General features: G+C 54.8%; 17 protein-coding genes. 15 read left to right on the plus strand and 2 right to left on the minus strand.

Going from position 1 to position 19558, the window contains the following annotated elements:
* The first annotated feature begins 71 nt into the window (after positions 1-71).
* From ACE41H_RS13925 to ACE41H_RS13995, 15 genes are all read left to right on the plus strand, one after another.
* A complete protein-coding gene (locus tag ACE41H_RS13925; RefSeq protein WP_375355881.1) occupies positions 72-1895 on the plus strand; it encodes a cache domain-containing sensor histidine kinase in 1824 nt (607 codons plus the stop codon).
* Positions 1896-1912: 17 nt separating this feature from the next.
* The gene (locus tag ACE41H_RS13930; protein WP_375355882.1) at positions 1913-3508 is read left to right on the plus strand and encodes a response regulator; all 1596 of its coding nucleotides are present in this window, start codon (positions 1913-1915) and stop codon (positions 3506-3508) included.
* Positions 3509-3641: 133 nt separating this feature from the next.
* Positions 3642-4994, plus strand: coding sequence for an ABC transporter substrate-binding protein (locus tag ACE41H_RS13935; RefSeq protein ID WP_375355883.1), 1353 nt, complete (start codon positions 3642-3644; stop codon positions 4992-4994).
* Between the two features lie 33 nt (positions 4995-5027).
* Positions 5028-5933 (plus strand): carbohydrate ABC transporter permease, encoded by a 906-nt coding sequence (locus ACE41H_RS13940; RefSeq protein ID WP_375355884.1) that lies wholly within the window; start codon positions 5028-5030, stop codon positions 5931-5933.
* Positions 5930-6805 (plus strand): carbohydrate ABC transporter permease, encoded by an 876-nt coding sequence (locus tag ACE41H_RS13945; RefSeq protein WP_375355885.1) that lies wholly within the window; start codon positions 5930-5932, stop codon positions 6803-6805. The genes ACE41H_RS13940 and ACE41H_RS13945 overlap by 4 nt, the downstream gene beginning before the upstream one ends.
* 42 nt (positions 6806-6847) lie before the next feature.
* The gene (locus ACE41H_RS13950; protein ID WP_375355887.1) at positions 6848-7939 is read left to right on the plus strand and encodes a M24 family metallopeptidase; all 1092 of its coding nucleotides are present in this window, start codon (positions 6848-6850) and stop codon (positions 7937-7939) included.
* Between the two features lie 50 nt (positions 7940-7989).
* Positions 7990-9543: an Ig domain-containing protein gene (locus ACE41H_RS13955; protein ID WP_375355889.1), complete on the plus strand. Its 1554-nt coding sequence runs from the start codon at positions 7990-7992 to the stop codon at positions 9541-9543.
* A gap of 33 nt (positions 9544-9576) precedes the next feature.
* The gene (locus tag ACE41H_RS13960; protein ID WP_375355891.1) at positions 9577-10785 is read left to right on the plus strand and encodes an NAD(P)/FAD-dependent oxidoreductase; all 1209 of its coding nucleotides are present in this window, start codon (positions 9577-9579) and stop codon (positions 10783-10785) included.
* Entirely contained in the window at positions 10782-11783 is a 1002-nt protein-coding gene (locus ACE41H_RS13965) for a proline racemase family protein (protein WP_375355893.1), read from the plus strand. The genes ACE41H_RS13960 and ACE41H_RS13965 overlap by 4 nt, the downstream gene beginning before the upstream one ends.
* A 50-nt stretch (positions 11784-11833) precedes the next feature.
* Positions 11834-12721 (plus strand): dihydrodipicolinate synthase family protein, encoded by an 888-nt coding sequence (locus tag ACE41H_RS13970; protein ID WP_375355895.1) that lies wholly within the window; start codon positions 11834-11836, stop codon positions 12719-12721.
* Positions 12722-12736: 15 nt separating this feature from the next.
* Positions 12737-14173 (plus strand): aldehyde dehydrogenase family protein, encoded by a 1437-nt coding sequence (locus tag ACE41H_RS13975; RefSeq protein WP_375356075.1) that lies wholly within the window; start codon positions 12737-12739, stop codon positions 14171-14173.
* Between the two features lie 30 nt (positions 14174-14203).
* Positions 14204-14497, plus strand: a complete 294-nt coding sequence (locus tag ACE41H_RS13980; RefSeq protein WP_375355897.1) for a (2Fe-2S)-binding protein — start codon at positions 14204-14206, stop codon at positions 14495-14497.
* Complete coding sequence (locus tag ACE41H_RS13985) at positions 14494-14829, plus strand: (2Fe-2S)-binding protein (protein WP_375355899.1); 336 nt, start codon at positions 14494-14496, stop codon at positions 14827-14829. The genes ACE41H_RS13980 and ACE41H_RS13985 overlap by 4 nt, the downstream gene beginning before the upstream one ends.
* Entirely contained in the window at positions 14826-16049 is a 1224-nt protein-coding gene (locus ACE41H_RS13990; protein WP_375355901.1) for an NAD(P)/FAD-dependent oxidoreductase, read from the plus strand. Before ACE41H_RS13985 ends, ACE41H_RS13990 begins: the two co-directional genes overlap by 4 nt.
* A gap of 302 nt (positions 16050-16351) precedes the next feature.
* Positions 16352-18661: a glycoside hydrolase family 127 protein gene (locus ACE41H_RS13995; RefSeq protein WP_375355903.1), complete on the plus strand. Its 2310-nt coding sequence runs from the start codon at positions 16352-16354 to the stop codon at positions 18659-18661.
* 262 nt (positions 18662-18923) lie between these two features.
* Here ACE41H_RS13995 and ACE41H_RS14000 read toward each other — a convergent pair whose 3' ends face one another.
* Together ACE41H_RS14000 and ACE41H_RS14005 are read right to left on the minus strand one after the other, a co-directional pair.
* Positions 18924-19055 carry a hypothetical protein gene (locus ACE41H_RS14000; protein ID WP_375355905.1) on the minus strand — a complete coding sequence of 44 codons (132 nt, stop codon included), beginning with the start codon at positions 19053-19055 and terminating at the stop codon, positions 18924-18926.
* Between the two features lie 21 nt (positions 19056-19076).
* A complete protein-coding gene (locus tag ACE41H_RS14005; RefSeq protein ID WP_375355907.1) occupies positions 19077-19529 on the minus strand; it encodes an NUDIX hydrolase in 453 nt (150 codons plus the stop codon).
* Between the last annotated feature and the right edge of the window lie 29 nt (positions 19530-19558).

The raw sequence follows: 19558 nt of genomic DNA on the forward strand, positions 1-19558 counted from the left end.
AAGGAAAGCGTGGCGGCGGGTATCCTTGTATTTTAGAACATGACTTTCACGATGTGTAAGGAGGAGGATGTATGGGGGAAAAGGGTCGTATCAGGTTCACCGGAGTTCCCACAATTCGCGGGAAGATTATTGTCCTGACACTGGTGCTTACCGTCGTTCCGATGGCAGTGCTGACGTTTACTTTTTCCCGGATCGCGGCTCATTCCCTTGGCGAGAAGTCGGAGGCGCTGGCTATGCAATCCTGGAAAATGAGTGTGAATTATGTGAATTCGACCCTTTCCGATTTGAACGATCTGACCAATGCCATTCTCAGCAATCCTGATGTGCAGGTTACGCTGGACAGCAAACCGGAGGACGACTATGCCTACTTGCGGAATGATGAAACGCTTAGCATGGTTGTCCGGGCGCAGACCCAGAGCAAGCCGTATATCATATCCTCGCTTATTTATGCCGCCAATGGCGGACCGAGGCATTTTCTCTATCAGGGAAATGTGTCGGTCCGTTTTGGCGGTATTCCTACATTAAATGAAGCCCACGAATTGTATCGCCGCCTGCTCACGGAGCAGCCCATGATATGGATGACTCATTCACCGTTCGCATCAGGGCGCAGGCTGCCGGAGGATCGCATCTATGTCGGCAAGCTGCTGCGAAAAACGACCGGAGATTATGCACCACTCGGATTTCTGCTGCTGGAAATGGACAAGGAGAGCTTGTTCCGGGGACTTTCTTTCCATGAAGCAGACAGCAATATGCAGATGTGGGTGCTGGATCGGGAGGGTGAAGCCGTGTACGGCTTGCCGGAGCAAGGAGCGGCTGACCGGCAGCTTTTGCGGCAGATTTCAGAATCCGCTGTTGACCGGCCTGAGCTCGCCAAGGATTGGAGGACATGGAACGGGCGGCAAACGATGATTTCCTATGGTCCGTTAAATGAAGGACAATGGACGCTGCTGCAAACCGTCGATGCCTCCGTGCTGTTTGAGGATGCGCGCAAGGTGGGCGTCTGGACCATCTGGACGTTCTGGATTGCGCTGGCACTGGGCTGGTTTCTCTCTTATCGCATGAGTGATACCATTTACCGTCCTTTGCTGCAGCTCAGGCGATTAATGGCGGCGGATGGGGGGATAAGCGCCATAGACCCCTCCGTCCCGAGGCCCCCCGCTCCGATGGTTTTTAATCCAAAGGACGAAGTAGGACAGATCGGGGAGCGCTATCTGCATATGCTGCAAAAAAATCATGAGTTGTACGGGCAAGTGTACGAAGCTATGCTGTCCCGCAAGCAGGCGGAGTTCCGGGCGCTGCAGGCGCAGATTAACCCGCATTTTTTGTACAACACGCTGGAGTCGCTCAAAGGCATGGCGCTCGCGAAGGGAGAAGGGGATATGGCGGAGGTCATCGGAGCTTTTGGCAAATGCTTTCGCATCTCTTTAAGCTACGGACGGGAGGAAATCGTCTTGGGCCAGGAGGTGGAGCATGTAAGCGCCTATGTGAAGGTGCAGCAGTTCAGGTTTCACAATTCGTTTGCATGGATTTGCGAAGTGGAGGAAGAAATCTGCGGCTTTTACGTCCCCAAGCTCATTTTGCAGCCGCTTGTAGAAAATGCCATTTACCACGCTTTCAAAGGCCGTACCGATCCCGGGTATATCATGTTATCCGGTACAAAGGAAGGGGGGGCATTACGATTAACGGTCAGTGATGATGGGCACGGGATGGCCGCAGAACGTCTGGAGAAGATCAGGAAATCCCTTGAATCCGGGCAGGGCAGTACCCTGGGTTTTGGGCTGCGCAATGTACATGAGCGTTTGCGGCATTATGGTCCACAGTATGGATTGTCTGTGACGAGCGAGCCGGGGCATTATACCTCGGTGACTCTGCTCGTGCCGATTCGATCTGAATAAAGAGAGGAGAGGATGGCATGTACCGGCTGCTGATTGTGGACGACGAGTACCATATTCGGGAAGGGCTCAAGCGCATGGTGGCACAAAGCGGGCTGTCCATAAAAGTCAGCGCCATGGCGGGTGACGGTGAGACCGCATTACGCTTGTATGCGGAGCGGCGACCGGACATGATTTTGCTGGATATTCATTTGCCGGATGCAAGCGGGCTGGAGGTGGCTCAGGCGATTCGGGAACAGGACAAGCAGACACCTCTGTTATTTCTGACAGGCTACGAATCCGTGCCCTATATTCGCCAGGCACTGTCGCTGCAGGCGACCGACTATCTGCTCAAGCCCGTGACGAGGGAGGAATTTGAAGCAGCCTTGAGAAGGGCCGGGGAGCGGATTGCCGAATCACGCAGAGGGCGAGAGGAAGCCATTTACCGCCAGCGCTCATCTGAGCCATGGTATAGGGAGCATCTGCTGCTGGATCTGCTGCAGCAGCGGCGTCCTGCGGAGGAGGTGATTGGCGAGATGGAGAGGCTGAATTTCTTCGGCGAGACCGGCAGTCTGCCTTATATCGTACTTTGCTGCGAGCTGGAGGAACCGTCTCAGGAGGCAGCGGCTTCTGCAGGTGAGCTGCATGACGGCAAAAATCACAGCGGTTCTAGCTTCACCGGACTGGCTTGGGGCGACATCACTGCTGAAGCTGGCGTAAAGACATACGGAGCCGCGGTGTCCCGGAATCGGTGTATCGTGCTGCTGTTGGCTGCATCCGGCCGCGCGGCGGAGCGGACGGCGCAGCAAATCCGGCAGGCGGTACAGCAGCGGCTGAGCCAGGCGGTCTCCATCGGGATCAGCCGCCCGGTGCAGCGGCTGGAGCAGCTCCCGGAAGCGTATGAGGAGGCTGTGTTGGCTGCGGAGCACCGGGCCTGGGTCGGCTATAACCAGATCATCCCTTTTGCAAGCATTCAGACCCATGCATTGGACAACAGCGGTTTGCTGGAGAAGGAGCTGCTGATGATTACGGAGCTGCGGGCCGGCAATGATGCTGCTGTGCATGCGATTTTACAGGAATGGTCGCTGCAATTGGCCGGGCTGCCTGTGAAGCAGGTGAAGATGATCCTCACTCAGTTGATGCTGCTCGTCATGCGTGTCGTTCACAGCGACGCATCGGTTCGTCAGGGGACGGCGCAGGAGCAGGACCCGCTGCTGGAGCTGTCGCGCTTACGGCATGGACCCGAGATGATCGACTATGTGTTTCGTTATTTTATCCGGATGGCCCGCCATATCCGGGAAACACGCGAGCAAGGGATTCCGCGCAAATTTCAACAGGCCAGGCAATGGATTCGCGAGCATCTGCAGGAGGACGGCGGTCTGAACAGTCTTGCGGCTTACATGAATATGAGCCCCAAATATTTGAGCGTCCGTTTCAAGCAGGTTACGGGGGAAAGCTTTGCGGATTACCAGACCCGCGCCCGCTTTGAGCGTGCCCGCGAGCTGCTGCTGGACCCGAAGCGCAAGGTGGCGGAGGTGGCGGAACTCGTGGGATTTGCGGATACGAATTATTTTAGCATCGCCTTCAAAAAGCATACTGGACTAACCCCTACAGAGTTCCGAAAAACATTTTTGTGAAATGTTAAATTTCTGTTAAAAAAATCATACCAAAACAAAGAAAGTCTGGACTTGTCGCGTGGTCGGCACTGGGCTCTCCGCGCATAATGGACTTGTAAGGAGAATCCGATTCAGGAAGGGGCCGGTGGATATTGTGAAACGACGGTTACGGACATGGATGGCTCTTGTGCTGACGACGATGCTGGCAGGGCTGACGGCTTGCAGCGGAAACGCAGGCGAAACGCCCAATTCGGATGCGGTCGAGCTCAGGTTCATGTACTGGGGAAGCAATGACGAGAAGCAGGCGATGGAAAAAATGGTCGAGAGCTTTAATGCTTCCCACCCGAACATCCGTGTGAAGGGCGAGCATGTTCCTGGTGATTACACGACCAAAATCAACACATTAATGGCCGCGAATCAGCTGCCGGATATCGCCTATCTGGGCGATTCACTCACGATGAAATGGGCAAGTGAAGGTAAGCTCCTGGATTTATCCTCTTATTATGACGAATATCCCGAATTAACCAACAAGCTTAAATCCTCCTATCTCTACAGCGAACCCGGCAAATCAATCGGCAATTACACCGCACTGGAAGTCATGCAGTTATTTTACAACAAGGAGCTGTTTACGGAAGCGGGAGTCCCCGTCCCGCCTGCGGATCCCGAACAGGCCTGGACCTGGGATGAGTTTCTGGAAATTGCGAAAAAGCTGACCAAGGATCAGAACGGCAAGCATCCGGGTGAAAGCGGATTTGATCCGGACAATATTGTGCAATACGGCTTTGCCTTTGGCAACGACCGCAGCTCCTGGGGCCCGCTTCTGGCGAGCAACGGCGGAGGCTTAACCGACGAGACAGGCATGAAGTATACCCTGAATAGTCCCGAGTCGGTGGAGGTATTCCAGAAGCTGCAGGATCTGGTGTTCAAGGAACATGTGTCCCCGGATTTGATTCAGCAGCAGGATATGCCTTCCAATACGATCCGGCTGCAGACGAAAAAGGTTGCCATGGTGGTAGACGGAACATGGTCCCTGCTGGACTTTTCCAACAACAAGCAGCTGCAGTGGAGCGTCGGCGTCCTTCCGAAGCTGAAGGAGCCCAAAACGATGATTGTTGCAGGAGCGACGGTAATTTTCCAGACGACCAAGCATCCGAAGGAAGCGCTTGAATTTTATTTGTACCATAACAACCCGGAGAAGGTGGAGCTGTTTAAATCCGGTCTGTGGATGCCTATCGAGGAAAAATATTATACAGATGAGCAGGCTATCCAGTCATGGACCCATAATGCCGCACATCCGCCGGAATTTCAGGAGGCAGGCATCAAGTATGCCAGAGATTATGCGATCAAGCCGTTGACCACCACCCTGCGCAACTGGCCTGATATCGGTTCCAAGCTGACCCCGGGGCTGGATCTGATCTGGACGAACAAGAAAACGGCGCAGCAGGCGCTGGATGAACTTGAACCTGTCATTCAGCCCTTGCTGCAAGGCGTATACCCGGATGAATAATCCGGCAGGACAGCCGGGAAAGGAGAACAGCCCATGAAGAGGCCAAAATCAGGGATGATGCGCATGGAGCGAAACTGGGGTCTGCTGTTTGCGCTTCCTGCTATCCTGGGACTCATGATCTTTACGATTGGACCGATTGCGGCCTCGTTTATCTTTAGCCTCACTGATTGGACAATAGGCGGACAAATGAGCTTTATTGGGCTGGATAATTACCGGACCATTTTGACCGAAGACGACACCTTCTCCAAATCGATGTTTGTAACTGCTTATTATGCATTGGGTAGTGTCCCCCTTGGTCTGGCGGCGGCTTTTATCATTGCGCTGCTCTTAAATCAGAAGGTGAAGGGCCTGTCGGTGTTCCGCACCATTTATTATTTGCCTACCATTGTACCGAGTATTGCCAACACCATGCTGTGGCTGTGGATGTTTAACCCGGATTTTGGTTTATTGAATTCATTGCTGGAGCAAGTCGGACTGCCGGGAAGCAAGTGGATTTATGATGAGCGGACAGCCATTCCTTCCCTGATTATGATGAGCACGTGGGGAATCGGGAACACGGTCATTATCTTTTTAGCCGGGCTGCAGTCGGTGCCTGCCCATTTGTATGAAGCGGCTGAGGTAGACGGCGGCCATATGTGGCATAAATTCATTCATATTACCATTCCTTCGATGACCCCAACCATTTTCTTCAATCTCGTAATGTCTTTAATCTCTACCTTTCAATCCTTCAATCAGGCCTATGTCATGACTCTGGGGGGACCCAACAATTCGACCTTGTTCTATGTATTTTACTTGTGGCGCACAGCCTTTACGGAAACGAAAATCGGTTATGCTTCAGCACTGGCCTGGATTTTGTTTTTCGTCATCATGGCATTGACTGCCCTTATTTTTTCCACGGCCAGCAAGTGGGTTCACTATGAAGGGGGTGGACGTTCATGAATCAGGTTTTATGGTCCCGCAGTCCTACTGCCGTCACCCGTGCCAAACCCTTCCGGGTTACCCGTGTGCTGCTGTACATCATTTTAATCACAGGCAGTGTTTTCATGCTGCTGCCATTTGTATGGCTCATTCGCAGCTCACTGATGGGAACCTCGCAAATCTTCGTGTTCCCGCCGGAGTGGGTCCCTGCTCCATTTCAATGGAGCAATTATCCGGAAGCGCTGACCTCGGTGCCATTCGGCAGGTACTTCATGAACACATTCATCATTGAAGTGTGTGTGCTGGCGGGCGTGCTGTTAACCTCCATGATCTCGGCGTTTTCCTTTGCACGATTGCGCTGGCCGGGACGGCAGCTGATTTTTTCCCTGCTGATCGGGTCGATGATGCTGCCTTACGCGGTGACGCTCATTCCCACCTTCGTCATGTGGCGTGAGCTGGGAGGGCTGAATACGTTCCTGCCGCTCATTGTTCCCGCATGGTTCGGCGGCGGAGCGTTTAATATCTTCCTGATGCGTCAATTTATGCTGACGATTCCGCGTGATCTGGATGAAGCGGCATATATGGATGGCGGCACACCTCTGACTGTGCTGTGGCGTGTCATCGTTCCCCTGTGTTCGCCAGCCTTGATCGTGATCGGCATTTTTACCTTTATTGACGTGTGGAACGATTTTCTGGGTCCGATTATTTATCTAAGCGATGAAAGGAATTTTACACTGGCGCTGGGACTCGCGACGTTTCGCGGGCTGAACAATACAAATTGGCCTTATCTGATGGCGGCTTCCAGCACGATTTTGGCTCCTGTTGTCCTGCTTTTTTTTATCGGGCAGCGCTATTTTATTGAAGGCATCACCTTGACAGGGATAAAAGGCTGACAGGAAGTCAGAATACATGATTTGAGAAAAGGAGGCGAACGAATGAAAGAAGAAGGCATGAAGGGTGTACCGGGGAGATTGGCCCGCTTGCGCGCGGAATTCCCCGCGCTCGGTATAGACGCGCTGCTGATTACACATGGTCCCAACCGCCGTTATATGACCGGGTTTACCGGTTCGGCGGGGATAGCGCTCCTTACAGAGCAGGAAGCTTTCCTGGTCACGGATTTTCGCTACATGATACAAGCAGCGGAGCAGGCGCCGGAATATTCCATCCAGCAGCATGAGGGGCCAATTTTCCAAACCGTGGCGGAGCTTGCAAGAAAGTTAGGCGTTCAGCGGTTGGGCGTAGAGAGCCGTCATGTCTCCCTTCAGCAGTCGGGCGAGCTTCAAGCGGCGCTGGGCTCGCTGGAATATGTGCTGACTGTGGATGTAGTTGAAAGGCTGCGCGATGTGAAGGATGAGGAAGAAGTCCGTACCATCAGCGAGGCGGTGCGCATCACGGATGCCGCTTTTACAGAAGTGCTGAATTCGATCAAGCCTGGTGTAACAGAGCGGCGGATTGCGGCGGAGCTGGAGTACAGACTGCGGCTGGCGGGCGCGGATGCGGGCGGCTTTGCGTTCATTGTCGCTTCGGGCGAGCGTTCTGCGCTGCCGCACGGGCTGGCCAGTGATAAGGAAATTGGCCGGGATGAGTTTGTCACGATGGATTTTGGCGCCAACTTGCGCGGTTATTTATCCGATCTGACACGCACGGTATTTGTCGGAACACCGTCAGAGCGGCATGAAGAATTATATTCCATTGTGCTGGAAGCCAACGAGAAGACGATTGCGGGACTTCGCCCGGGGTTAAGCGGGCGCGAGGGGGACAGCCTGGGGCGGGATGTGATTGCCTCATACGGCTATGGCGAGTATTTTGGCCATGGGTTGGGTCACGGCTTTGGCCTTGAGATTCATGAGCAGGTGCGGCTGTCCCGCGAAAGCAAGTCGGTGCTGGAGCCGGGTCATGTCCTTACGGTGGAGCCGGGGATTTATATTCCGGGTTTCGGCGGGGTCCGCATTGAGGATGATGTGTTCATAACAGACGATGGTGTCAAAGTGCTGACCTCTTCGCCGAAGGAACTGCTTGTATTGTAGGAACGCAGTTATTTCGCAAGTCATCCAAAAAAATGATGGAGGGATTAAAGATGCACAAACGAAGCACAAAAGTAGGATTGACCACGCTTGCGGCTGCCCTGATCGTTGCTTTAACACCGGCTGTTCCGGGTGAGAAGGCTTTTGCCGAAGAGGAATTGCAAGCACAAGCGGAATTGCAAGCGCTAGCGCCATCGGGTGCCCAGGTTATCGACATTTTTCAGCGGACAGTGAACGATTATGGCATTGAACTGGTCGATTGGCAGGGATATCTGGCAAATCCGTATGTGAAGTTAAAAGTCAAACCGCCGGCGGACGCTTCTTTTCCGGTAACCGTAACGCTGAAAGCACAGGGCACATCCCGCCTGATGATGGATTTGCCAAGCACGCTGTCGGCGAACGGAGCCAGCAAAACCTTGACCTTCAACAGCGCGCAGGAGGAGAAGAACTTCCTGCTGGCCATTCATCCTGACCGGATCGGCGGGAACGGCGAAATTGAGAAGTACACGCTGTCCATGGCCGTGACGGGAAGGGATGGGAGCACGACTAACCAGACTATTCCGATTCGAGTACTGGATCAGGATGATAATGCAGAGCCGTCCATCCCGATTGATTTTGACTACCGCTTCGATACGATCAAGCCTTATTTCAATGATGCTGCCACCAGAAAAGCCACAGAGCTGGCGATAAAGGACTGGTTTTATTTCTTCGATCTGAAGCCCTTCGACACGGTTCCGACCGGGGCGGAAGCCAACCATCTTCCCGGAGACGACTGGCAAAATACGATACAGGTGTCAAATAACAAAGCCTATAACGGCATGTGGGTGTTCCTCAGAGGGTTGAACGGACCGTATTCCACGGGTTATCCGGCTGCGAACGGCAAATATCACACCCGGAACGGTGTAACTGTGCCAGGCAATTTGAACCGTTCTTACGGTCTGATTCTGGATTTCTATGATGATGCGGTTCCATTTACGTCCGTGAATGACGAAGAATGGTATCTGTCTGACCTGTCCAAGGTGACGGATGTGTATGGACTGATGATGCACGAATTCGGCCATGCGGTGGTGTTCAGCGACACATTCCCTGGCGTGAGAGCGCTGAAGGAGTCGGGAGGCAATGATCCGGTCATTTTGGCTTATCAAAATAGACCGGCCCTGCTGGACAATAGCTATCATCTCTCCGGAGCGCTGGCCGAGGTGGACAGACTGAGCGGACAAAATGGCGGCTGGAACCATCTGTTCCCGACCCGGCGCTGGATGAACACCAAGCTGTCGCTGCTCGTAGCCGAAAAAGCAGGCTGGCCGTTGCGCAAAAATTTGACTCCTTTCCTCGCGCCGGAGATTGTGACGAAGGAGCTGCCCGCACCTGTTCAAGGGCAGGCATATTCGGTCAAGCTGGAGGCAAAGGGTGGCGTACCGTTTTATGATTGGACGGTCACGCAAGGCGAGCTGCCCGCCGGTTTCAAGCTGGATCGCTTCACGGGAACGATTAGCGGAACGGCGGCCAGCGGAACAGGAAATAAAACGTATACGTTCACCGTACAACTGCGGGATTATGATGAACTGGGCAAACCTGTGACACGGAGCTACACACTCAAGCTGTAGTCCCATTGCAGCAGTGGAAGGAGAGGGCAACGAATGAAACACGATGCGGCGGATCTGCTTGTTGTAGGCGGCGGCATCATCGGTGCGGCTATCGCTTATTATGCGGCAAAATCCGGCTTGCAGGTCGTACTTGTTGAGCGGGGAGAAATTGCCGGCGGCACTTCGTCGCGTTGTGACGGAAATATATTGGCGATCGACAAGGAGCCGGGACTGGACAGCCGCATGTCGCTGCTGTCGCAGCAGCTGGTGGCAGAGCTGGCCGGGGAACTGGAGGATGAGTTCGAGTACCGCGCGCCGGGTAGCATCCTTGTCTGTGAAAATGATCAGGAGATGCAGGCGGCGTTGCAGTGGGTCACTCGTCAGCAGCAGGAGGGGCTTCCGTTCCGCATGCTGGATCACCGCGACCTGCAGGGGGAATGGCCGCACCTGGCCAAGGATTTGCCGGGGGGGCTGGAGTGTGCGACAGATTCCACCGTGAATCCGGTGCTGATGACGTATGCGCTGGCCAAAGCCGCGCGCCGGATGGGAGCCAGATTGTTGCCGCACACGCCGGTACAGTCTGTCCTGAAGGATGCAGGAGGCAATGTCTGCGGGGTGGAAACACCCCGCGGCGTTATCTCTGCGGGTGCGGTGGTATTGGCGGCAGGGGTATGGACACGCGCCATCGGTCAGTTACTTGGCCTAAGCCTGCCTATTATACCGCGCAAGGGACATATCCTGGTATCTGCCCGCATACCCTCCATCGGGAAGCGGAAGGTCATGGAGTTCGGGTATCTGATGAGCAAGTTTGGCGGAACACGGAGCGTGGATGAAGAGGATGAAACATACGGCATAGCGATGGTATTCGAGCCTACCGCATCGCAAAACTTTTTGATTGGCAGCAGCCGCCAGTTTGTCGGGATGGATACAAGTGTCGATCAGCAGGTGATCCGCCTGATCGCCCGCCGGGCGATTCGCTTCTTTCCGGTGCTGGCCAACATGCCGCTGATGAGGGCGTATACCGGCCTGCGTCCGTGGACACCGGACCATTTGCCGATTATATCGGCCGTGGAGGAAGTGCCGGGACTTTTTATTGCTTCCGGTCATGAAGGGGACGGGATCAGCCTGGCTGCGGTGACGGGAAAGCTGGTGACCGAAATGATACGCGGCGAGCCGGCCAGTGTTCCACTGGAGCCGCTTCGGTATGACCGGTTTGAAAAGGATGATGCCAGTCATGGGATTCAAGGGGAGGTAACCGGATGAGTGAGCTTGGCAAAATTATGACGATTGATACCCACACCGGAGGCAACCCGACACGAACGGTCATTCACGGCGCCCCCAAGCTGGTTGGCCGTACGATGCTGGAAAAGATGACTTACATGGCAGAGCATCATGATGATTTTCGCCGTCTGCTCATGTTCGAGCCGCGCGGGCATGAGGTCATGTCAGGCTGTATTTTAACAGAGCCTTGTCATCCGGATGCCGATATCGGAGTGGTGTTTATGGAGACAGGCGGCTATCTGCCGATGTGCGGTCACGATACGATTGGCGTATGCACGGCGCTGATGGAAATCGGATTCATTACCCCGGACCAAAAGTCCATATTGCTGGATACTCCCGCCGGCCCCGTTCAGGTGCGGCTGGATGTGGATGAAGGCAAGGTGAAGCAGGTGACGTTTACGAACATTCCTTCCTTTGTGTACCGCCGCGGGGTGGTGGTTCAGGTCGAAGGTCTTGGTAAAGTGACGCTGGATATTGCTTATGGTGGCAACTTTTACGGCATTATCGAGGCTGATTCCATCGGTCTTGTGTTGGAGCGGCGTAATGGGGCAGAGATTGTCCGGAAGGCGGTGCAGATTCGGGAAGCGGTGAATGCAGCGGTAGAGGTAGTGCATCCCGACAACACGGTGATTCGCGGAATGACGCATATTGAATTTTACGGGGAACCGACCGTTCCAGAGGCCCATTGCCGCAATGTCGTTGTCATCCCGCCGGGAGGCATCGACCGTTCGCCCTGCGGCACAGGAACCTCGGCCAAGGTGGCGCTGCTGCATGCCCAGGGGAAGCTGGGGCTGCATGAACTGTTTGTGCATGAAAGCATCACGGGCTCGATGTTCCGCGCGGAAATTGTGGGCGAAACGCAGGTGGGTCCCTATCCGGCGGTGATTCCGCAAATTACAGGCTCAGCCTGGGTAACGGGACATCATCAATTTGTGCTGGACCCGGAGGATCCGCTTAGGGAAGGGTTTCTGTTGATGTAGCCGTTTTTTTGTAAGTAAGAAAATTTGATTGGGAAAGGGTTGGTGAGTATATGGCACGTTTTGAAGGGGTATATGTGGCATTGGTTACACCGTTTACGGCCGAACTAGAGGTCGATTACAAGCGTCTGACCGAGCTGTGTGAGCATCTGATTGCGAATGGTATTGACGGGCTGGTCTCCACGGGATCACTGGGCGAGTATGCGGCTTTATCCCCGGAAGAACGCTCGCAGGTTGTGCATACCGTCATTGACGCCACGGCGGGACGCGTCCCGGTCGTTGTTGGCTCGGCGGCTCCATCCACCAGGCAGGCAGTGCATTGGGTTCAGCATGCGAAGGATGCCGGGGCAGCAGGTGTTATGGCACTGCCGCCTATTAATTACAATCCGCTGCCCCATGAAGTGACTGCCCATTATGAAGCGCTGGCGGAGGTGGGCCTGCCGATCATTGTGTATAACAATCCTCATGATTACAAGGTGGACCTGACCCCCGAGGTGCTTGCAGACTTATCGCGATTGGATAATATCGTAGCTGTCAAGGAGTTTTCCGGCGATGTAAGACGTATGCACACCATTCTGGAGACGACAGACCTTGAAGTTATGGTTGGTGTGGATAATCTGGCGATGGAGGGAGCGCTGTTTGGCGCGACAGGCTGGATTTCGGGAGTGCCCAATGCCCTGCCGACGGAAGGGGTGGAGCTGTTCCGGCTTGCACGGGCAGGAAATATAGCGGAGGCTTCCGCCTTGTACCGCAGGCTGCTGCCGCTGTTTCATTATGATGCCAAACCGCAGCTGGTGCAGTCCATCAAATATATGATGGAGCTGGCCGGATTTCCGGTTGGCCCGACACGCCCGCCCAGACTGGCGCTGCCGCAGGCAGAGTATGACCGTATTCGTGAAGTCTTTGAGGCGGCGGTTCGTCCGAGCGGGGTATCATCCTGAATGAAGGCGAAGACGATAGCGAGCAGGAATTGGATCGGCGGCGAGTGGCAGGACCCTTCCGGCGATGAGATGGTCGTGTGCAACCCTTCGGCGCTGCAGGAAGAGGTGGGAGTTGTCCGTTTTTCTACGAAGGATGATATAGCTCAAGCCGGGGAAGCGGCGCGGCGGGCTCAAGCAGGCTGGGGGACATTAACTCCGGCAGCCCGGGGGGCCTATCTGTTCCGGGCTGCCGGTCTGCTGGAGGCAAGTCTGGCGGAGGTCGCCGAGCTGGCCAGCCGCGAGATGGGCAAGCCCATTACCGAGATGCGGGGCGAGGTGATGCGGGGCGTCCATTTGCTCCGCTACTACGCGGCAGAGGGCGTGCGTTCCATCGGTGCGGTCATTCCCTCCAATGAGTCCGGAGTGCTGCAATATACGAAGCGCGTTCCGCTCGGAGTAACGGCTGTCATTACACCGTGGAATTTTCCGGTCGCCATCCCGCTGTGGAAAATCGCGCCCGCGCTCCTGTGTGGCAACACGGTCATATGGAAGCCTGCCGAGCATGCTTCGCTCACGGCAGTTCGGATCGCTGAGCTGTTTGCGTCGGCGCAGTTTCCGGCTGGCGTGCTGAATCTGGTGATCGGTCAGGGTCACGCGATAGGTGATGTTTTGCTGGCGCATAAGGAATTGGATGCCGTCAGCTTTACAGGCTCAACTTCTACAGGCTTGGGCATTGCGGAGCGGTGTGCGCGGCGTAACCTTAAGTACCAGACCGAGATGGGCGGTAAAAATGCCGCCATCGTGCTGAAGGATGCGGATGTGGCCCAGGCGGTGGCGGCGATCATCAGCGGGGCTTTCCGCTCAGCGGGGCAAAAATGCACGGCCACCAGCCGGGTAATCGTGGAGCGGCCAGTCTATGAAACGTTTACGGAAGCTTTGCGTCAGGCGGTAAACAGCATCCAGGTTGCCCCGGCGCTGGCCCCTGAGGCGTATCTCGGACCGGTCGCGTCCGCAGGCCAGTATGAGAAGGTAATGTCCTATGTGGCGATGGCCCGCCGGGAAGCCGATATTTTGGCCGAGGGCGGGGCTGCTGCCGGGACGGAGCACGGCTATTACGTGCGTCCGCTGGTGGCCGCCGGGCTGGATTCGTCACATCCGCTGATTCGGGAGGAGATTTTCGGACCCGTGATCGGCGTCCTGCCAGCGGACGATTTTGAGGATGCGATCCGGCTGTGCAATGAGACGGTATACGGGTTAAGCGCCTCGCTGTTCACCCGCGATTTGCGTCTGGCCCACCGCTTTCTCGATGAGGCGGAGGCCGGTATGGTACGGGTAAATCAGGAAACGGCCGGTGTCGAATATCAGGCTCCCTTTGGCGGTCTGAAGCAGTCCAGCTCGCATACGCGGGAGCAGGGTCAGGCGGCGCTTGATTTTTATTCAGCACTTAAAACCTGTGCGATTAATTTTGGATAAGCGGGCAGCGGAGCAAAGGGGGCGGTTGGAATGGATGTCAGGACGTCTGACGGGTCAATGCATTTGATTGTTTGCCGCTGTGAGGAAGTGAGCCTGGCACAGCTTGAGGAAGCTTGCCGCGAGGGAATGGACACGGTGCGGCAGCTTAAAATGGCGACACGGGTGACGATGGGGGCATGTCAGGGCAGGGTCTGCCGGCAGGTGGTGGAGTCGTGGTTTTACAGCCAGTATCCGGCTGCCCGCCGGGAGGCGGAGCTGTTATCGCAAAGGCCACCGGTGCGTCCGGTCACGTTCGGCCAACTGGCGGAGGGAGGTCCCCTATGAGTGATATGCGGATTGTAAATCACCCTATTCTCGGGCCAAAGCCTGCAAGACATGAGGTGTCCTTCACCTTTGACGGGCGTCCCATGCAGGGACTGGCCGGAGAACCGCTGGCGGCAGCGCTGCTGGCGGGTGGTGTCCGCTTGCTGAGAAGACATGAAGAATCCGGCACGCCCAGGGGCATTTATTGTGCGATCGGGCACTGCAGCGAATGCCGTCTGACGGTTCATTCGCTCGGTACCGTCCGCTCCTGTCTGACAAGGCTGGAGGAGGGCATGATCGTGGAAAGCGGGCGACAGCTTTCGAATGAAATCACAGGGAGAATGGTGACATGAGTAACAGCGTGCAGCTCATCGTCATTGGCGCAGGCCCGGCCGGGCTGTCCGCTGCGGCAGTGGCTGCCGAGCACGGAATGCGGGTCACGGTACTGGATGAATTTACGGAGCCGGGTGGGCGTATGCCTGGGCAGTATCATGAGGAAGGCGGCAAAGGCTGGTGGGTCGGAAAGCATGTTGCGGATCAGCTGATTGCCCGCTGTAGGGACCTGGGGGTGGACATCCGCTGCGGTGTATCTGTACATGGCATGGAATATACGGCCACATGGGGGATTTACACCTCCTGCGGATTATTCACCGCTGATTACGTGCTGCTGGCGACGGGGGCCGCCGAAGCTCCCGTTCCGCTGGAGGGCTGGACCCTGCCGGGCGTTATGTCTATTGGAGCCGCGCAGGTGCTGACCAACGTTCATTATGTCAAGCCGGGGGAACGTGGCATTATTGTAGGCATGAACGTCTTATCCATGGCGATTGCCCGTGAACTGTCCGTCGCCGGGGTCAAGATCGCTGCGATTGCGCTGCCGTGCGCCCATCCGCTGGCAGGCTCGGCGGCCACTCCGGCAGCGGCCGTGAAGCTGCTGCTGCAGCTCTCGGGGCTCGCCCCCGCCGCCTGGATGCGCACAGGCGGCAGGCTGGCAGCGGCGCTGCGGCTGGAGGGCCTCATCGCGCGCTGTTATCCCCACAGGGGCTTCCGCCTGTGGGATATTCCCATCCGTTTGCGGACGGCGGTGCTGTCCGTGAACGGGCGGGACCGGGTCGAGTCTGTGACCCTGGTCCAGGTCAAACCGGACGGCTCGCCGATTCCCGGCAGCGAGCGTGTCGAGCCCGCCGACTTCGTCGCGCTGAGCGGCGGATTGTATCCGCTCGCCGAGCTTGCGGCGGTGGCGGGCTGCAAATTTATCTACAGCCCGGGGCTGGGCGGGCATGTTCCGCTGCATAGTGAACGCATGGAAACCACGCTCAAGGGGCTGTACGTGGCCGGAAATATTACCGGCATCGAAAGCGGTCTGGTAGCCATGTCCCAAGGGCGTCTGGCTGCCGCCTCCATTATCCATGCCGCCGGTCTTGCCGGAGCCGATGGGGAACGGCGGGTACAGGAGGCCATCCATGAGGTCCAAACTGCACGGGCAAATGCGTTAATTCAGTTTCATCCCGACATTACGGAGGCAAGAACACAGCTGTACCGGCAATGGGAGCAGGCCTCTGGCGGCGCATATTAATGCTCGTGAAACTGAAGAAGCTTTTTTCTTTGCTAACAGTTGTCATAGCGCTTATTTGGCCGGAAAAACGAAGGTTTCTTTGCTAACGGTTATATGCGCGCTTATTTAGGAGAGACAGCCTCTTTGCCTGCGAAAAACGGGAAATAAGCTCGTTGGCAACCGTTACATCTTATAATCCTCTGTTTTTACCCAAATAGCGTCGCTTACAACCGTTAGAATTTTTGTGTTTTTATACGCATTCGCACCTATCCCCTGGTCAAGCACCGATTTCGGCTTTGATCCTAAAAAGGAGGAACAGAAGCATGGCAGTAAAAGTAAAGGCCCGCATGCAGGCCAGACCATTCGCGTTAAACGAGGTGACTCTGGGCGAAGGCCCCTTTAAACACGCGATGGAGTTGAACCGCTCCTATCTGCTGGAGCTGGTGCCTGACCGGCTGCTGGCGCGTTTTCGTGAATATGCCGGGCTTGCCCCTAAAGCGCCTCAATATGAAGGTTGGGAGGCCATGTCCATTTCCGGTCATACGTTGGGACATTATTTGTCCGCTTGCTCCATGATGTATGCTTCGACAGCAGATGAACGCTTTAAAGAAATCGCGCATTACATTGCGGATGAGCTGGAGCTTTGCCAGGAGGCCCATGGAGACGGATATGTATCCGGTATTCCGGGGGGAAGGGAGCTTTTCGCAGAGGTGTCTGCCGGAAATATTCGCTCCAAGGGCTTTGATCTGAACGGTGCCTGGGCTCCTCTGTATACGCTGCATAAGCTGTTCGCCGGATTGCGCGATGCGTATCATTTGACAGGCTGCAACAAGGCATTAGAGATTGAGCGCAAGCTGGCTGACTGGCTCGGCGGGATTTTGCAGCCCTTGAATGAAGAGCAGATGCAGCAGGTAATGTTTTGCGAATATGGAGGAATGAACGAAGTATTGGCGGACCTGTATGCGGATACCGGAGAGGAAAGCTACTTGCGGCTGGCGGAAAAATTCTGGCACAGGCTGGTGCTCGACCCGTTGAGCTCGCAGGAAGATTGTTTGCAGGGCATACACGCCAATACGCAAATTCCGAAGCTGATCGGGCTTGCCAAGGAGTATGAGCTGACTAATGATCCGAAGCGGCGGGCAACGGCAGAGTTTTTTTGGCAGCGGGTGGTGAAGCATCATTCGTATGTCATTGGCGGCAACAGCTTTGGAGAGTATTTTGGAGCGCCGGATGGCTTGAATGACCGTATTGGGCCTCATACGACGGAAACGTGCAATACCTACAACATGCTTAAGCTGACGAATCATCTGTTTCAATGGAATGGCTCTGCAAAGGAAGCGGATTTTTATGAACGGGCTTTGTTTAATCATATTTTGGCCTCACAAGACCCGGTTCATGGTGGAGTGACGTATTATCTATCGTTGGCCATGGGTGGACACAAGCATTTTGAAAGCAAATTTGACGGTTTTACATGCTGTGTCGGCACAGGAATGGAAAACCATGCAAGCTACGGCAGCGGCATCTATTTTCATGATCATGACAAGCTATATGTCAACCAGTTTATCGCGTCCACCTTGGAATGGAAAGAAGCGGGAATCATTTTAAAGCAAAGCACCTCTTATCCGGAAACGGATCATACGCTGCTGGAAATGCAATGTGATCAGCCTGTGTCATTGACCCTGCTTATTCGTTATCCGCATTGGGCTGTTCAAGGCATAACCGTACGTGTAAACGGCAAAGAACAGGAGGTTGTGTCGGAGCCGGGCAGCTTCATCCCTATCGCCAGAACGTGGTTTGACGGTGATGCTGTAGAGGTAACGATGCCCATGTCGCTGAGATTGGAGGCGATGCCGGATAACCCGGACCGGGCGGCTGTCATGTATGGACCGCTGGTGCTGGCGGGTGACCTCGGCCCGATTGATGATCCCAAGGCCAAGGAGTTTCTCTATACCCCTGTATTCATTCCCCAAACAGAGAAAATTGAGGACTGGATACAGCCGGTGGAGGGGAAGATGAATACGTTCAGCACTTACGGAGCCGGTCATCCGCGGGATGTGGAATTATCTCCTTTTTATAAAATGCATGACCGTACGTATTCCGTATATTGGGACATTTTTACGGAGGAAGGGTGGCAGGAGGCGGAAAAGGAATACACTGCCGCACGTGAAAAGCTGGCGATTCTGGAGCAGTGCACCATCGATTATGCCCAGCCTGGAGAAATGCAGCCAGAGCGGGATCATAATTTCCAGGGAGATGCTTCGACCCGTAAAGGATATGTGAATAACCGACCTTACCGGAATGCGGGCATTGACGGCTGGTTTTCCTTCGATTTGAAGACAGACCCGTCTGTTCCGATGCTGCTCGTCATTACCTACACGGCTGCATTGGAAATGCCAAACTGCGGTTTTGATATTTTAGTGAACGGCCATCTGCTTGAGCAGTTTAGGGAGGGCTTTGATGAAGCCGACAAATTTTACAACATCAATGCCGAAATTCCGGCTGCCTGTCTGGAGGGCAAAGAGCAGGCGACTGTAACCTTCAAGGCCAAGCCCGGACAGCGTATCCGCAGATTGTTTGGGCTGAGAATGGTCAATAAGGATGTGTATGAGCAGCTCTATCAGGTGGGGAGTTAGGGGAGAAATTAAAAACGAAGATATTTATGCAGGACGCCGGAGGTAGCGTGGTTCATTAAACGCTTTGTAAATTGTCCGGGAAGGAACAGGGCAGCAGCTCCTTCCCGGTAACCCAATTGCAGTAATATCGATGTTCTTTACATTTATAACCTACTGCCGCTGTTTATAGTTTGTACTCAATTAACCAGTAATCCCGATATTCTCCCTCGTGAAGCTCGCGTTTGGGGAGAAGTCGGACTTTCGATTTCCTGATATGTCATCGTCATTCTGTAAAAATCCATAATAGCAGCCAGCCCTTGTCAATCACTGCAGCTTCGCTCACGGAGAGACCGAACGTATGCTTAAGATGAGCCGCAATTTCGGCTGCCAGGCTCTCTTTTGTATCTTCAGTCATCGCAACGATCCTTTCCATTTATTATTCAATTCGGTCATGCTGTTGAAGAATGGCCTTTATATGCTGCGCCGCCCGCGATATGCTCTCCTTCGTCCAAGGCGGCGCATCGGGATGATTCATGATCTCGTCGGCTGTCATCCACAGTACCTCGTCAACCTCGTCAGGGCTTTTGCAGTGTGCAGTCCCTTGGCTGTACTCGCAGAGGAAAACAACGTTGATTACTGGCAGCCCGTCATCTAAAATAAAGGACGAACTATACAGAAATTGAACATTCTCCGTAACTTCAATGCCAACTTCCTCAAAGATTTCCCGCCTGACCGTCCTTTCGAGAATTTCCGTAGATGCTCCTTCCAAATCAGCCTTGCCGCCGACCAGGGAAAGGGTGCCGCCTGCATGCTCCTCTTTGCTGCTTCGTTTGATAAGCAGCCACTTGTCCTGCTGAAAAATCGTACCCTCGACATTTACGATGAACATCCAATCCCTCCTCTGGAATCCAATGTATT

The sequence above is a fragment of the Paenibacillus enshidis genome (assembly GCF_042136365.1).
Taxonomy (GTDB): Bacteria; Bacillota; Bacilli; order Paenibacillales; family Paenibacillaceae; genus Paenibacillus; species Paenibacillus enshidis.